General features: G+C 42.4%; 15 protein-coding genes and 1 riboswitch. Of the genes, 1 reads left to right on the top strand and 14 read right to left on the bottom strand.

The features are described from left to right. Nucleotides 1–139 precede the first annotated feature (139 nt). The 6 genes from ACRC6Q_RS16885 to ACRC6Q_RS16860 form a co-directional block, all read right to left on the bottom strand. Complete coding sequence (locus tag ACRC6Q_RS16885; RefSeq protein WP_223641911.1) at nucleotides 140–271, bottom strand: methionine/alanine import family NSS transporter small subunit; 132 nt, start codon at nucleotides 269–271, stop codon at nucleotides 140–142. Nucleotides 272–286: 15 nt separating this feature from the next. Then, nucleotides 287–1,807: a sodium-dependent transporter gene (locus ACRC6Q_RS16880; protein WP_223641909.1), complete on the bottom strand. Its 1,521-nt coding sequence runs from the start codon at nucleotides 1,805–1,807 to the stop codon at nucleotides 287–289. Between the two features lie 196 nt (nucleotides 1,808–2,003). Next, complete coding sequence (locus ACRC6Q_RS16875) at nucleotides 2,004–3,578, bottom strand: Na+/H+ antiporter NhaC family protein (RefSeq protein ID WP_431467114.1); 1,575 nt, start codon at nucleotides 3,576–3,578, stop codon at nucleotides 2,004–2,006. A gap of 107 nt (nucleotides 3,579–3,685) precedes the next feature. Next, nucleotides 3,686–3,867, bottom strand: a riboswitch (Lysine riboswitch). A 71-nt stretch (nucleotides 3,868–3,938) separates the two neighbouring features. Further along, the gene (locus ACRC6Q_RS16870; protein WP_431467113.1) at nucleotides 3,939–5,282 is read right to left on the bottom strand and encodes a bifunctional metallophosphatase/5'-nucleotidase; all 1,344 of its coding nucleotides are present in this window, start codon (nucleotides 5,280–5,282) and stop codon (nucleotides 3,939–3,941) included. 12 nt (nucleotides 5,283–5,294) lie between these two features. Continuing rightward, nucleotides 5,295–6,122, bottom strand: coding sequence for a sulfite exporter TauE/SafE family protein (locus ACRC6Q_RS16865; protein WP_431467112.1), 828 nt, complete (start codon nucleotides 6,120–6,122; stop codon nucleotides 5,295–5,297). After that, nucleotides 6,122–6,982: a DUF72 domain-containing protein gene (locus tag ACRC6Q_RS16860; protein WP_223641894.1), complete on the bottom strand. Its 861-nt coding sequence runs from the start codon at nucleotides 6,980–6,982 to the stop codon at nucleotides 6,122–6,124. Before ACRC6Q_RS16860 ends, ACRC6Q_RS16865 begins: the two co-directional genes overlap by 1 nt. Nucleotides 6,983–7,203: 221 nt before the next feature. Between ACRC6Q_RS16860 and ACRC6Q_RS16855 the strand changes: the two genes are divergently transcribed. Beyond that, nucleotides 7,204–7,881, top strand: a complete 678-nt coding sequence (locus ACRC6Q_RS16855; protein WP_431467111.1) for a DNA alkylation repair protein — start codon at nucleotides 7,204–7,206, stop codon at nucleotides 7,879–7,881. Nucleotides 7,882–8,097: 216 nt separating this feature from the next. Here ACRC6Q_RS16855 and ACRC6Q_RS16850 read toward each other — a convergent pair whose 3' ends face one another. From ACRC6Q_RS16850 to ACRC6Q_RS16815, 8 genes are all read right to left on the bottom strand, one after another. After that, the gene (locus tag ACRC6Q_RS16850; RefSeq protein WP_223641890.1) at nucleotides 8,098–8,286 is read right to left on the bottom strand and encodes a hypothetical protein; all 189 of its coding nucleotides are present in this window, start codon (nucleotides 8,284–8,286) and stop codon (nucleotides 8,098–8,100) included. 694 nt (nucleotides 8,287–8,980) lie between these two features. Next, the gene (locus tag ACRC6Q_RS16845) at nucleotides 8,981–10,015 is read right to left on the bottom strand and encodes a M15 family metallopeptidase (protein WP_431467110.1); all 1,035 of its coding nucleotides are present in this window, start codon (nucleotides 10,013–10,015) and stop codon (nucleotides 8,981–8,983) included. Continuing rightward, nucleotides 10,015–10,281, bottom strand: coding sequence for a phage holin (locus ACRC6Q_RS16840; RefSeq protein WP_431467109.1), 267 nt, complete (start codon nucleotides 10,279–10,281; stop codon nucleotides 10,015–10,017). The genes ACRC6Q_RS16845 and ACRC6Q_RS16840 overlap by 1 nt, the downstream gene beginning before the upstream one ends. An 11-nt stretch (nucleotides 10,282–10,292) precedes the next feature. Continuing rightward, nucleotides 10,293–10,670, bottom strand: a complete 378-nt coding sequence (locus ACRC6Q_RS16835) for a hypothetical protein (RefSeq protein ID WP_431467108.1) — start codon at nucleotides 10,668–10,670, stop codon at nucleotides 10,293–10,295. After that, complete coding sequence (locus tag ACRC6Q_RS16830) at nucleotides 10,660–11,061, bottom strand: hypothetical protein (RefSeq protein WP_431467107.1); 402 nt, start codon at nucleotides 11,059–11,061, stop codon at nucleotides 10,660–10,662. The genes ACRC6Q_RS16835 and ACRC6Q_RS16830 overlap by 11 nt, the downstream gene beginning before the upstream one ends. Before the next feature lie 41 nt (nucleotides 11,062–11,102). Further along, on the bottom strand, nucleotides 11,103–11,294 hold the full coding sequence (locus tag ACRC6Q_RS16825; RefSeq protein WP_431467106.1) for a hypothetical protein: 192 nt from the start codon (nucleotides 11,292–11,294) through the stop codon (nucleotides 11,103–11,105). 2 nt (nucleotides 11,295–11,296) lie between these two features. After that, on the bottom strand, nucleotides 11,297–13,162 hold the full coding sequence (locus ACRC6Q_RS16820; RefSeq protein WP_431467105.1) for a prophage endopeptidase tail family protein: 1,866 nt from the start codon (nucleotides 13,160–13,162) through the stop codon (nucleotides 11,297–11,299). 315 nt (nucleotides 13,163–13,477) lie between these two features. Beyond that, nucleotides 13,478–14,596: an EpsG family protein gene (locus ACRC6Q_RS16815; protein WP_431467104.1), complete on the bottom strand. Its 1,119-nt coding sequence runs from the start codon at nucleotides 14,594–14,596 to the stop codon at nucleotides 13,478–13,480. Nucleotides 14,597–14,614 lie beyond the last annotated feature (18 nt).

Raw genomic sequence — 14,614 nt, 5'->3', positions numbered from 1 at the left:
ATCGTCCCCTATCTATCTGATTTATGTATGGAATCCGGTTCTGTTCCAAATGTATCATATAAACCTACTCCTCACAAGTTCCCCTATAACTCTAAAAACATGAAAAAGCCCGGAAACTAGAAGTTTCCGGGCTTGTAAATTATACGTTATCTGCAGCGTCTCTTGCTTTGTTCTTTTTGCTGCTGCTGATTGCATGAATGATGCTGGCAGCTAAGCCGCCCCAAATGATGACCATACCGATAATCATTACTACAATTGAACTCATAGTCATATGAAGCTCCTCCTTTTAATTGCGTTCGTCGTATTCTCCCTGCTCTTTATGCCATTTGCCAAGAGAGATGATAATTCCGAAGATCAGTGCAGCTGCAGCTACTGCTACACCGCCTGATAAAGTAAACATATCAGAATATCCTTCATAGTTTCCGGTTTCTGTATCAAACTCTTTCAGGATATTGAGTCTAAGCAACCCGAACATCATGTAGCCTAAAACGATTGGCGTGATGATTCCCAGACTGAACTTCCACCAAGCACCCAAGTGGATGTCTGAGATTTCGTTGGCATGTCCCTTGAGAAGATCCGCTTTGCGGAATACCCAGATGACCAGTACAACTTCCACAAGACCGATTGCGGCAACACCGAATTGGTTGATGAAGTAATCCGCAAGATCCAAGAAGTACAAACCACCCTGTGTAGCAAATAGGATGGAAATCAAAGCCGCTAGACCGCCTCCGAAAAGCACTGCCTTTTTACGGGAAATACCAAACTTTTCAGAGAATCCAGCAACATAGGTTTCCGTAATTGAAATCAGTGATGTCAATCCGGCCAGCGTTAAAGACAAGAAGAACAAGAATCCGAACAAGCCGTTAAAGCCGGGAAACTCATTGATGATCTGTGGGAAAACCACAAATGCTAGTCCTACACCAGCTGTAGCAACGTCACCGACCGCCACTCCCTGTTGAGAGGCCATAAAACCAAGAGCGGCAAAAATACCGATACCGGCAAGCAGCTCAAAACTCGAGTTGGCAAATCCGGTGATGAATGCGTTGTTCGTGATATCCGACTTTTTAGGCAGATAACTGGAGTACGTGATCATGATGGCAAATGCTACAGACAAACTGAAGAAAATATGCCCATAGGCTGCCACCCAAACCGTTGGATCCATTATAGCTTCGAAATTCGGCTGGAAGAACGCTTCCAATCCTACTAAAGCTCCATCTAATGTAACAGCCCGAACCACTACTGCGAAGAAAATGATCAGTAAGGTCGGTATGAAAATGCGGTTAGCCATTTCGATACCTTTTTTGACTCCAGCAAGCAGGATTCCTAATGTAATGATCCATACCAGAGCTAAAGGAATAAATACACCCCACACAATTCCACCAGTTTGTCCTGGTTGAACTGTCAGCTGCAGAAATTCATTGAACAAGAAGTCCTGTGTATCTGTACCCCATGCCTGGTTGAATGAGAATATAGTATAGCGCATTGCCCAGGCGATAATGACGGCATAGTATACAGATATGACAAAGGACACGAAAACGGCCCACCATCCAAGCCATTCCAATTTCTTTCCGCCCATTCTGAAGAATGATAACGGTGCTGAGCCACGGTACTTATGGCCAATGGTAAATTCAAGTATTAGTATCGGTATCCCTGCAGTCAATAATGCAAAAAGATACGGTATGAAAAATGCACCCCCGCCATTTTCATACGCAACATATGGAAAACGCCAAATGTTCCCTAAACCTACTGCAGAGCCAACGGCAGCCATAATAAAGCCGGCACGTGTACCCCATTGCGAACGTTCCATCTCTCTTCCCCCTTTGTTTTTTCCCATTTTATTTACATAAAAATAGGAATTTTGAATGTTTTCAGATTATTAGTTAATCTAAAAATAGTATACCGAGCGGCACCCTCAAAGTAAAGATGAATTCGCGATATATTTCAAAAAAACTATTGCGACGAAAGTAAAAAAGCAGAGAATTAGCTTCTCTGCCTTGTTTTCTTTATGCATTTTGTTGTTTTTCAATAATAGTTGTCCGTTGTGACCAGACGAGGAACAGCACTGCGAGTACCACTAAGACCACACCTAAAGAAATCAGCAAGGAACCCGTGAAACCTATGACTATATACCCTATGGAAGCAATCCCAGCAGCCGTTAAAGCATAAGGGATCTGTGTCAACACGTGATCCATATGATTGCTCCCGGCTCCAGTTGATGAAAGGATCGTCGTATCGGAAATCGGTGAACAATGATCTCCAAAGACAGCACCGGCTAGAACAGCTGATAATGCCGGCAACAGCAATGATGGTTCGGCTTCGATCATGATGGTTCCGGCAATCGGTAAAAGGATACCGAATGATCCCCATGATGTTCCTGTAGAGAACGCCATAACACCAGCTAAGACAAATAATAGCACAGGCAGAATGGCTGTAGGAACGTTACCTTCAGAAACCACACCAGCCAAATACGTACCCGTTTCGAGCGATCCGATCAAAGAAGTCAGCGACCAGGCAAATATCAAAATCAGCACCGCGCCCATCATTGATTTGATGCCTGCCCAAATGCCTTTGCCGATCCAACCGGCATTAGCTTTTTTATTGCTCTTGATTTGCATCGCATAAAGAATAATCGAAGTCAGTGCCCCTAATATCCCTCCGGCCAATAAAGAAGCAGGTACATCGGTATTTTCGAAAATCAGCCAGATATCGAACACTTGTCCGGCATTCTGATAGCCAGTCCAAACCATCGCACCTACAGTCCCGACAATCAACAACAGGATCGGAAGCAATAAGTCTCTCATATGACCATGATTATGCGACGGGAAATCTTCTTTCATTTCACCGGGGATCGTTTTTTCAGGATCAAAAAGCTGCCCTTTGGTAATTGCCAACACTTCGTGTTTCTTCATCTCTCCAAAATCGACATCACGTATGGCGACAAAGAAGACGATGGCCAATGAAGCGACAACATAGAAGTTCATCGGTGCCATCCAAAGAAAAGCTTCCAGCGCGGAATATTCCACGAAGGTCTGGCCGGCTAAGATGGTTGCAATGATGCCGATGATGGCAGCACCCCAGCTTGATACTGGAGAAACCACGCAGACCGGTGCAGCAGTCGAATCGATGAAGTATGCAAGTTTCGCACGTGATACTTTGTAACGGTCCGTAATCGGACGCGCTACTTGCCCGACTGCGAGTGCATTGAAATAGTCATCGATGAAGATGACCATGCCCAAAACCACTGTCAGAACTTTTGCTCCTCTGCGGGACTTAATGCGTGTCGAAGCCCATTCAGCAAAAGCATGGCTTCCTCCCGACAGGCTGACGAATGCTGTAATGATGCCCAGCAATAACAGAAAAAGAATGATAAAGACATTGTAGGCGTTAAAGCCTCCGTCCCAAAAAATGATCGCGAATGATGTGACAAGCTCCTGCAAGGCTGCAATTGGCGCAAACCATGTCAGAATCACCGCTGCTGCAACAATCCCCGTACCGAGCGACAACAATACGCGGCGAGTCAGCAACACCATTACGATGGCGATGATCGGCGGCAAAATCGAAAAAATCGTATTCTCCATGAATCTTCCTCCTTGTTTTTGATGGGTGAAAAATGAGAAAAAAAAGGCCGACCTCTCCAGTTGGATAAGTCAGCCTTCTACAATTCGTCTGTGCGGTAAACATCAAACAACCCTGTAGCTCTCCATTTTAGCTTGCGCTTAAATGACAGTGACATTCTTGTTCAGAATGACCCCAATCCATTTCCTTAGACCTCGGAAAATGAATTTCGGCAAAACTCCCTTTCAGATGCGTTCCACGCGGTCAAACTCGCGCATCCTACTGATCAGTTCTGCAGCCTCTACCCACCAATATATAGTTCTTTGTTAGCATAGCTCAAAATTAAAACAAAATCAAATGCGGATATACTCTGAACATTCTCTCTACTTCAAGGCTTTGCTATGAAAATACTGACTGAAGACATCCCTCAGAAACTCGGGCATGAAATACGTTTTCGCAGCTCTTTTCAAGCTTGGGAAGAAATAGCCGAACGTCAGCATGTCCAACGTGATCAAGCGATAAATTTGATCGTGCACCGCCACTTGTCCATTGATGTAAAATCGGTGGTCGATGATCTCCATATTCATATGAATCATTTTGCCGAATACTACACCCCGGAAACCCATTCCTTTCAATTCGAGCTGCGGCCATTCCGAATTCAGGGATTGCAGGTAAATCTCTTTCAATTCCGCTCCACTTAACTCGACAAGGCAGGGGTTGATAGGATGCGGCAGCATTTTGTGGAAATCGTAGCGTGTCAGGGCGCCTTCCGGCATGTCTTCCATAAAGATCCCTGCATTGAACAAAGCACAATCCGCTCCGGCAAACTCGATCAGCGCTTTTCCGAATAAAGCGCCAAGTTCGGAATCCTTAAACCACTCAGCTTTCAAAATTTTTGTACTTTGAAAAACCAGCTCATCCATCTGGTTTTTCCCTTGCTCTACCAAATAATCATCGAAGCCTTTTTCCACTTCACGCAATCCGGAAGTCTCAATCAGCTGCGCTGAGGATTTACCGAACTTCTCATCTACAGTAATCTGGCCAATATAAAAGCCGAATTTCCCTGCAGCCCCTAGCAGTGTATCTCCCAGCCATTTTCCTTCATGGAAAACGTGGTGCGTATGGGCTCCCAGGATGATGTTGATCTGTGGACAAAGCTCTGCCAACAATTCATCTTCTTTGATGCCAAGGTGCGAAAGACAGATAATCAGATCAGCCTGTCCTTCAATCTCTTTCACTGCCTGGATGATCGACTCTTTAGCGTCTGTTATCTGCCAGCCCAATTTGCGGTAGAATGGAGTAAACTCTGCAGTCGCCCCGACCAGTCCGATGCGTGTTCCATTCATCGTACGAATAATATGGGAAGGCTTTGCCCAATCCGGCCGGTTGCCTTGAAAATCGAATAGATTCGATACCACCACTTCAAAATCAGCCTGGACATACAAGTCGTTCAGTTCTTCTTTAGACAGCGTGATGCCTTCATTATTGCCGATCGTAACGGCATCATATTCCGCTTCGTTCAATAGCAGCACATTGCCTTTCCCAGATGTGCCTTCCGTATAAGGATGCGATCGGTCGACATGGTCTCCGATATCCAAAATCAGGCAGACGTCCCCTTCTTCTTCGTGCCACCTTTTCCGCTCAGCTAAAAAAGACTTGATGCGCGGCCAATTTGTAAAATGGCTATGCAGATCATTCGTATGGTAAATATGAATAGTTTCGCTCATGAAAACACCTCTTTAAGAACTGAATATTCCTTCGTAAATCGATCGCAATCCCAGTACCAGCAATACCAGGCGCAAAATCGTCACCAGCATTTCCGAATTGAGGCGTTTGTTTAATTTGGCCCCTATTTTTGCACCGATATACGCGCCGGGAACAACGGCAAGCGTATAGACCCACGGCACATGCCCCAGTGAAATATGCGTTGCAGAATTGACAATGGCTGATAAAAAGACCATAAACATGGAAGTGCCGATCGCCACGTGCGGCGGAAAGAGAAACAAGAGAATCATGGCAGGTACAATAATCGATCCGCCGCCGATCCCGAACAATCCTGAAGCGAATCCCACAAAAAAGGTCAGCAGCAAGGCAAACCAGATGGGATAACCGTAAATGAACTGTTCATTTTGTTTATCGGTGAATGTTGTCTTACGCCCATTGTCAACAAACCAGTGAACAGCCTTGAGGCGATCACGCATAAGCAAGAGCAGGGACAGCAATACTAAAAGAATACCAAAATACAGATTAAATGAAGGCAAATCCAGGTTTTTATTGACGAAAGCACCAATCACTGTGCCCGGTGCACTGCCTGCAAAGAAAATAAGTCCACTTTTATAATCGACCGTCCGGACTTTCATATAAGCTAATGTAGAAGAAAGGCCAGTAAAAATCATCATGATGACGGACAAGCCGACAATTTTCTGAGGTGAAAGCTCTGGAAAAAATGCAAAGCTGGTGCCCAGAAACAGTAAAGCCGGTACCAGTATAACGCCTCCACCAAGACCTATCAAAGCGCCAACGATGCCGGAAATCACTCCAACAAGCGCCATGATCAAAAAAACCATCAAAATCCTCCTTCAAATAGATCCATCTGCTTCGGCGAAAGCCCATCAAACGAAAGTTCATTCATTTTCTGGAACTCTTTGGCATCGCCTGCTGCATGCCCTCCAGAATTATTATTGAAGATTACATAGACATTTTCAGTCGTGTCAGCCAATGCTTTTACCGCTCGGCTGATTTCCTCAAGTTCTTCTTTATTGTAATCATAGAGATAACGGACTTCCCGCCACTTCTGTCCATGCCCCGGATTCAGCCAGCCATGGACATTGCGGCCATGTATACGCAGCAATACCTTATCTTTTCTTGACGAGATCGGAACCAGCGGAACAGAGCCGTCTCCTGCTTGCGGCTCGTCACAGACCGAATGGATCAGATTATTGTCCCGCAGAAAATCCAGCGTTTTTTCGCTCATGCCATTGGCGTACCAGGACTGATGGCGAAACTCGATCGCCAGATCAAATTCCTCCAGGCGCCCGGTAATTTCCCGGAGCTGGTCGACATTGTCCTTTTGGCAATCAAACCAAGGCGGAAACTGAAGCAGTACCATCCCGAGCTTACCAGCTTTCTTCAATGGTTGTATCGATTTACTGAACGCTTCAAACATTTCGTCACGCGTTTCAAAGGGGTTTTCTCCGCGCTGGTGGCCTGTCATCCCTTGGTAGGCTTTTACTATAAACTGAAACTGTTCCGGTGTCTCCTCGATCCACTTGCGGATATTCCGTTCAGGTTGAACCGCATAAAAAGAAGAATCCAATTCGACGATTGGAAAATGAGCACTGTAATCAATTAATTTTTCCGTTTTCTTTGAGCCTGGGCTATAGACATCCGGATGGTCTCCCCAACCCGTCAAACCTACATAAATCATTGTCCCGCCTCCATTTTTCTTTATTATTTTATGATAGCATAGAAAAAAAGGAACGTCTTTTTTTAAGAGATTTCCTTTAGCAGAAATGACATCATTATTCAGGAAACAGTAATAAAGCATGTATACTAAACCGCTTTGGTTAGAAAAAAAGACAATTGCTCCTTCATAGTGTACTTTAGGCTGTACTGCACTTTTTAAAAAGAAGAGGAGATGAAACGACAATGAAGAAAACATGGGATCACAAAGCACTCATCCAGAAATTTGAAGCTCATCGAAACGAAGAATTGGCTATTCCGATGGCCGCCTATATGAGAAATCAATTTGACTTTCTTGGTATTAAAACGCCTTTGCGGAAAGCATTGCTGAAAGAGTTTTTTTCGGAGTATGAACTTCCGGAACCGGAATGTATTGCAGAAGAAGTGTGGAAGATTTACGGGTTGCCGGAACGCGAATACCAGTATGCGGCCATTGCATTGCTCGAAAAAAAGAAAAAAGAGTTAAACCTTGAAGTGCTGCCTTTTCTTCGCCAGTTGATTGAAACAAAGTCCTGGTGGGACAGTGTCGATTCCATTGCTCCACGAACACTTGGCTACGTTATCCAGACAGAGCGGACTGCCGGCATAAAAGCCATGATCGAGTGGTCTTTAGCCCCGAACATGTGGACAAACCGCGCAGCCATTCTTCATCAATTGAAATATAAACAACAGACCGACACAACAGTCCTGAGCATGATTATTCTGCAGCATGCTGCATCTCCAGAATTCTTCATCCAAAAATCAATCGGCTGGGCTTTGCCTGAATATGCGAAAACCGACGCCGAATGGGTCCGATCCTTTGTTACAAAACATGCATTGATGCCTCTCAGCAAACGGGAGGCACTAAAAAATAGTAAAACATAAAAAATCAGCATATGCTGCTCCTACTGGACGCTTGTATATTTCAGCTGCATAAAAAATCACATTTGATTGTTTTTAACTAAAGGTTAAGCGTAGAACACTGTCTATCGCAGCTTTTCATGAGCTCTCCATATTTAACCAAAAAAAATAATCTTTAGCGTACCTCCTGTACGCTAAAGATTATTTGAACAAGCAGACTGAACTTTTTTGTTTAGTGTTTTAAAATAATCCGCCGAGCCCTTTGCCGCCGCCTATAACGGATTTAGCAGATTCCAGCAGTTCATTTCTTTCATTTTCATCGATCTTTCCATCATCGTAAGCTTGTTTGGCTTGCTCCATGACTTCTTTTGCTTGACCCAGGTCCGCGTTACTAAGCTTTTGTTTTAATGCATCGAATGTTTGACTCATGTATAGCATTCCTCCTTTAAATTGATTTTCTTGATTACTATACCCTTTGTGAGGACTCTAAACCTGTACCCGGTTAACTAGCCCCTTTTGCAGATAGTGGATGAAGTCTCATGCTCTAGATAAAAATCCATAAAAATAACCCTTGGCATGAACAATGTCACGCCAAGGGTTTGGTAGTAATCTATTAACCGATAGAGCCTTCCATTTCGACTATTAGTTCGCGAACGCTATGAAAGAAATGAGTATAATAGAAGGAACTTGAAATATACGAACGTCTATTTTCGTCATTTTCGTTGTTTTCACCACTTATCGGTATCATAGGTGGTATCAAAAATCATTTTCCTTCTATTATATGACCTGTGAATATAGTATATTAAATCGTTTGCTAAAAGAATTAGAAAATTCCTAACTATAATGTCCCAGGAGGACATTATTTAAGCCGTTTTAACGTTGATATAACAGCATTCCCCTTCTTCCTTGTGTAGAATTTGTGTAGAAAAATTTTTATTGTGTGTAAATAGGCAAACAAAAAACCTCTCACACTGTTTTCCGCAGCTGAGAGGTTTTCTTCTATTATATACTGTGCCGGTCAACCTTCCACAGTCAATCGGCTGAAGTAATACCAGTGCCCACTCCATATGGGGGTAGTTTAATCATAGACTTTTCTTACATTTGGAGCAATAACTAAAAGATGTTATTTCAATTCTATTTTCTCTTTCGCCGTCTCTTCCAAAGATTCCACGCGCTCTTGCAAAGCTGTTGTATCTACCAATCCTGTAATATATCCTCGATCAATTGCAACGTAAATAATTTCAAGACCTTCATTGATAGTTAGTGTGCCCTCTTCAACTTTTTTGCGCCACGAATCGGACAAGGCCGGGTCTTTCTTCTCGAACCTTTTCAATACCCGTAGTTGTGCGTTCTTGCCTTCACCTGTTGTTAATTTCAATAATTCTGCCATATAAATTTCCTCCTCTGGTTTTGTAGATACATTTGCTGGTGGCTTCTGTACGGACGGCGTAGCAGGACTCCTTAGCACTGCCGCCATTTTAGATACAGATGAACTGCCGTAAAACCCATCGTCTGTTAACCCGTTCGCTCGCTGAAACTTCTTCACAACTTCTTCCGTGCCTTCTCCGTAGTATCCATCTTCCGTACACTTGTACCCAGCCTTAGTCAAGTTCTGTTGCGTCTTCATTACGTCAGAGCCAGAATCACCTACGCCTTGATAATCGCGTTTAGGTACTCCTGGAATACTAGGGCGACTGCCGCTGCGCAGAGTGGCGAGAGAGTATCCCTTTTGCATATCCAAGTGAGGATAATCTTTGAAAGACTTCCAGTCGCCACCCCACGCGAACCCTAATTGCTTACCGATGGCAGCGACTTCAAACCAATCACGTACTTGGTTCCCATTCATATTCCGATTGATGTCCCAGTAAGCCGTATCTCCGTCTTCAGAAACAAGTACATAATCAATGGCAAGGCCGAAGTTGTGGATGGACTGACCAGCTTTTGCATTTGTGACGACATTACCTGAGGTTGTGCGGCCCTGATTGTAAAGTTTGGTTTGCTGTGCGTATGTCCGTAGTCCTGAGGTTATTTGCACATAAATGCCGATATGGTAAGAACGGATGACTAATTCAACCGCTAAATCTTTTACTTTCGGATTGATGGCGCCCATGTTATTTACTGAACGCTCAATGAGGGTGAAAACTGATACTCTGGCCATTATCGATATCCCCCACTCTTCGGTTTACTATAATTCAATGCCTGTTCTGAATCTGACAAACCTTCTGTTACTGGATCGGATACAACGCCGAGCAATACTAAGATGCTTAACACTGTGTTGAAAATACCAGTAGCCTGTTCAGAGAATGCTTCGGTAATTCCATATCCAAATGCTGCTGCAACTTGTTGCGCTAAAATTAATACTAACGAAAAAAGAGCCACTAAGAATGGCCCGTGCTGAAATCTTACTTTCCAGTTGATTTTCATATAATTTCCTCCTAAAAGATAATTTTTCCCGTGGCAATGAATCCGATAATCATGGCCATTACTTTGAGAATGTCGATGATTATTGCCCGCCATCCTTTTTCCTTGTCATGCTTGCTGTTAAGGGACTTCAAATCTTCTCGAATGTCTTTATCATTCTTTTCCAAAGTCTTTTTCAAATCGTCAATGTTTGATGAAATTTGAGAAAACATAAGTTTTGATTCACGCAGAGACAAAGCGCCCTCCGTAATTCCTGCCCGCATTTCTTTATGGTCCATGTCATTCTGTTTGACGTGTGCTTTGAAATCCTGTGAAATATCCTTTACGTCTTTTTCTAATTCCGAAACTCGCAAGTCTAATACGGCATATCCCGCAGATCCATCATTCCCCATTCGATAAACTAACCTCCCTTACTGCGAAAAGAGCCATGAATGACAGCACCGCGTAAGTGAAAAACCCGATACTAAACCATCCGGAACCCAGAAAGTAAGCCGATGCAATCAGTCCGTAAATTAAAGTGGAACCGATCAGTCCAGCTTTCCGGATAAGTTGGTTCTTTGTCGCCAATCCTATTAGTTTCGTTGCGGCCATTACCAGAAAGAAGCCAGCCCATGCGTATTCTGGGGCAAATGCCTTGAAAAACTCATACGTCCCTGGCAATCTATCGAACATTGTTGGCTTACCTAATAGCACCATCGCCAAACAGAGGGAAAGGATAGAGAATCCTACTTCTACAATGGGTATTGGCCCTTTTTTCTTTCGTTCGACTCTTGAATTTATCATCCTTACACTTCCTCGCTTTTTCGATACACAGCAATTTCTCTCTATTTCAAAATCAATGCAGCCTTAAACCCTTCAATTCCTACTTTGTAATTTTCGATATTCTCCGCCGTTTCATCATCAATCATAAAGAAGAAATCGAACGTTTCAGAGGGGATGATATTCATGCCGTAAATTGACTGTGTAATATTCCCTTGATCATCCACATTGCAATATAGTTGTATCTTCTTTTCCATGCTCATCCCTCTTTCCACATTCTTAAAATTCGAGCGTGTGCATATGATTCTGAATTGCCACTTCTCATTCGTAGATACAGGCTGACTGTGTTCCCTGTCGGTACGCCCAAATCCACAGTGAGCGTGACACCGTTATTTGCTTCATCACCTTGCGAATTGGAGTTCAACGTATTATAAGTGAGTAACGGAGATTGACCGCCTACAGGTTCGACACTGAACATCGAATGTGATCCGGCAATCTCGCTGAATTGTGCTACCCGTAGTTTCAGATAACGCGATTCATGTCTAAAGCTGATATAGTCCATGCTGACCGGAACAGTCGAGCGCGTTCGCATGAATACACCTGAAATCTGGATCGCTGTGGATGTGTACGGTGGAATCGTGCCAGTGATGGCATAATCCGCTTTAGAAAGCCCGTTCTCTACAGCTACATATCCGTCTGGACGTTCCATAGAGAATGCTCCTCTGGCAATATATAAGCCACTTGAGTTTAGCCTTACGAATTTATTTAAATCATTCGGGTTATAAGCAAACAACCCTTGTCCATCCCAGTAGAACAAGTCATCATTTCCGATAATCTGGATGTTGTTCGTACGGATCACACCAGCAACTAATTCATTCGTGACAATTCCGGCACCTGTCATAGCTGTTCTATAACTTGTCCCACCATCATCCGATAAACCGATTCCGGCAGAAGTTAAACGGACCATGCGGCTCGGATTATTTGGATCCTGCAGCACAATCCCTTGATTCGGAGGATACTTGATTTCAGTCAAACTATTATTGATTGCTTCGGCCGCAATTCGCATCGCTTCAGGGAGTACATTATATGGAAGCTTTTCGTTTCCGTCGAATAGCCGGTCAACCCGTTTGGTCGTCTGTCCAAAGCGTGTCAGTACGTCTGTCAGGCGATTCCGGAAGTTTGATAAGGTTACGGCTGTCTTAACTGCCCGCCACCGTCTGTTGATATACTCGAATGTTTCTGTGAGTTCTACGACTCTGGCTTCTACTGTAATCTTCATCGGCTCATAGACAATGAACCCTCTATCTCCTTCGTTCTTCACTTCACCTTCAACTGCAGCAATATCCACAGTTATGGAAAGCTGTGGTTCATCGATTAACTCCCGGCGCAACCGAGCATCCATACCTGCCGCTGTGGAAGTCGCTTCATCGTATACAGCTGCCGCATGTTTCTCTCCGAAAAACTCGACATTGGAACGATACTCGCGCTGGATAGGATAAACGCCAGCCTCTGAAGGTGTGCCGCCGAATCCTTTAATCACTGTGGACAATCCCTGTGTATCCACTTCTTTGTCGATTGCTTTGATATTGCTTTTCCAGCGCAATTGAAAGCCTGTATCTGCACCTATTTTCCGTTTCAAATACACTTGATAGCCGATAACCTCGAACTCTGCTTCATAACGCTCCAGCACGTTTTTAAACAATGACAGACAGTTATCCCTTCCGAAGTTCTCGAACGTCTCAGCAGTGAAGCTGTCAACAATCGAAAAGGAATATGGAGTCGGTTCGAATACTCTGGTCAGAGCCGCAAAGAATGTTTGTGAGCCATTATGCAGATTGTATTGAAAGCTGTTTATCATATCATTGAAGAAAACATGAACAGCTTCCACAGATTTGATGTACGTATTGCCGACATTCTTTTCCTGCGTTTTTTTAATCACGTAATTTTCATTTTCAAATTTAATGAGTGATTCATTTATGACCACATCGAAAGCGTGTTTATTCGATTCAGTCGGGACCACTACAAAGCTGAGTGTTTTTTCTCCGTTGACCTTTTTGGCTCGGTTGATCTGTTTGATGCCATTCAATAAATGAACTTCTCCGCCGATATCCGTTATTGAAATCATTCGTCCACCTCTTTTCTGCATAGAAAAAAGAGCGCCCGAATGGACACTCTTTGGTTAGTTTATTTAGTTTTTGTTACCGGACAGTATGTTCCTAAGGTTTAATAGAACAAAGCTTTATAAAGATTTCCCACTGTTTTACTAAAAAAGGTACATCAAATGAATAAATAGGTTTTAAATCTTTATATGTCACATCTCCATCGTCTATCCATCTCATCATCTCACAACAGCTCCTTTCTATGAATATAAAAAAACACCCACTAAGGGGCGTTTAAGGAAGCTTCTTAAACTTGATCTCTTGTTCCTACTATTTTTTAGTTACAATGGAGGACCTTTCAAAAAATCATATGTCATATTAAAAGAATGGTCGTCTTTGTTCAATATACTTACGTAAGGGGCGATTATTGAATCGGTCTGTATAGCAGGTTTAACTTGAGATTCCGTTTCTTTAAATAGATACAAATTACATAAAACGAGAATAGCATATACATACAGTAACCTATTGATCGGTTCTCTCCATAAATATAAAATGTTTGCAAAAATAATTATATCTAGATATTTACCGTAAATAGCTAATCTTGCAGCGGTCGCCTCTGAAAACTGAAGACAAAAATACAAGATTATACTCAAAATAAAAAGATTAATAATCTTTCTGGACATATCCCCTTGCTGAGAATAATAGTCATAAAAGATGAAAGCTAAAATGAGGAAGAAAATTCTTCCTATGGTTGCGAAATCTAAAAAATTCAATGAGTATGATAAATCGGTGTACACAATAAACCTATCAAAAAAAGGCAACCATGTTAATTTGCTTATAACAATTCCCGTAGGTAAAACAGAAACAACTAAACTTAATAGAGATAAAATTATTAGTGTATTTTTCTTAAAATCAATTTTTGATAGAAAGTAAAAAACAATTAAAACTATAGCTGACGCATGAATTGTTGATAGTAAGATTGAAACAACAATCAGTTTAACAGGCTTATTTTTTTCGATATATTTTAATAGATAATATAACCCAACAGCAATAACGACTCCTTGACGAATTCCGCTAAATGTCCAAGTAATGTAATAAAAACAAAAGAACAACAGAAGCGAAAGAGTTGGATTCTTGCTATATTTATTAGATAGTTTAGCAATGTATATTATATTTATTGCTACGAAAACCATTAAATACTGCTGATACGTAAATCCTAAACTCTTCAGAAACGCTCCTACTGCTCTAAAACCTATTTCTTGTGTACCTGATCCATACCTTATCTCGTCCATTACCGAAAATGCTAACCCATGGTATAAATATTCATAAGAAAAGTAATCTATGCCTATACCATACCTAAAAAAGCCTAATACCATTAATATAGCTGCAAAAGTCAAAAATAAAAATCTTTTGTTAAATATTTGAAAAACAGAACCAGTAAATAAAACTCCCAAAAACATAAGTTGTCTCCTTTTACA

The sequence above is a fragment of the Planococcus sp. SE5232 genome, assembly GCF_050686535.1.
GTDB lineage: Bacteria > Bacillota > Bacilli > Bacillales_A > Planococcaceae > Planococcus.
This window is presented reverse-complemented; position numbering and strand designations above follow the sequence as displayed.

Bases quoted from the DNA above. Each gene is read 5' to 3' on its own strand.
- ACRC6Q_RS16885 (WP_223641911.1), bottom strand. From the start codon at position 271: ATGACTATGAGTTCAATTGTAGTAATGATTATCGGTATGGTCATCATT.
- ACRC6Q_RS16880 (WP_223641909.1), bottom strand. From the start codon at position 1,807: ATGGAACGTTCGCAATGGGGTACACGTGCCGGCTTTATTATGGCTGCC.
- ACRC6Q_RS16875 (WP_431467114.1), bottom strand. From the start codon at position 3,578: ATGGAGAATACGATTTTTTCGATTTTGCCGCCGATCATCGCCATCGTA.
- ACRC6Q_RS16870 (WP_431467113.1), bottom strand. From the start codon at position 5,282: ATGAGCGAAACTATTCATATTTACCATACGAATGATCTGCATAGCCAT.
- ACRC6Q_RS16865 (WP_431467112.1), bottom strand. From the start codon at position 6,122: ATGGTTTTTTTGATCATGGCGCTTGTTGGAGTGATTTCCGGCATCGTT.
- ACRC6Q_RS16860 (WP_223641894.1), bottom strand. From the start codon at position 6,982: ATGATTTATGTAGGTTTGACGGGTTGGGGAGACCATCCGGATGTCTAT.
- ACRC6Q_RS16855 (WP_431467111.1), top strand. From the start codon at position 7,204: ATGAAGAAAACATGGGATCACAAAGCACTCATCCAGAAATTTGAAGCT.
- ACRC6Q_RS16850 (WP_223641890.1), bottom strand. From the start codon at position 8,286: ATGAGTCAAACATTCGATGCATTAAAACAAAAGCTTAGTAACGCGGAC.
- ACRC6Q_RS16845 (WP_431467110.1), bottom strand. From the start codon at position 10,015: ATGGCCAGAGTATCAGTTTTCACCCTCATTGAGCGTTCAGTAAATAAC.
- ACRC6Q_RS16840 (WP_431467109.1), bottom strand. From the start codon at position 10,281: ATGAAAATCAACTGGAAAGTAAGATTTCAGCACGGGCCATTCTTAGTG.
- ACRC6Q_RS16835 (WP_431467108.1), bottom strand. From the start codon at position 10,670: ATGGGGAATGATGGATCTGCGGGATATGCCGTATTAGACTTGCGAGTT.
- ACRC6Q_RS16830 (WP_431467107.1), bottom strand. From the start codon at position 11,061: ATGATAAATTCAAGAGTCGAACGAAAGAAAAAAGGGCCAATACCCATT.
- ACRC6Q_RS16825 (WP_431467106.1), bottom strand. From the start codon at position 11,294: ATGGAAAAGAAGATACAACTATATTGCAATGTGGATGATCAAGGGAAT.
- ACRC6Q_RS16820 (WP_431467105.1), bottom strand. From the start codon at position 13,162: ATGATTTCAATAACGGATATCGGCGGAGAAGTTCATTTATTGAATGGC.
- ACRC6Q_RS16815 (WP_431467104.1), bottom strand. From the start codon at position 14,596: ATGTTTTTGGGAGTTTTATTTACTGGTTCTGTTTTTCAAATATTTAAC.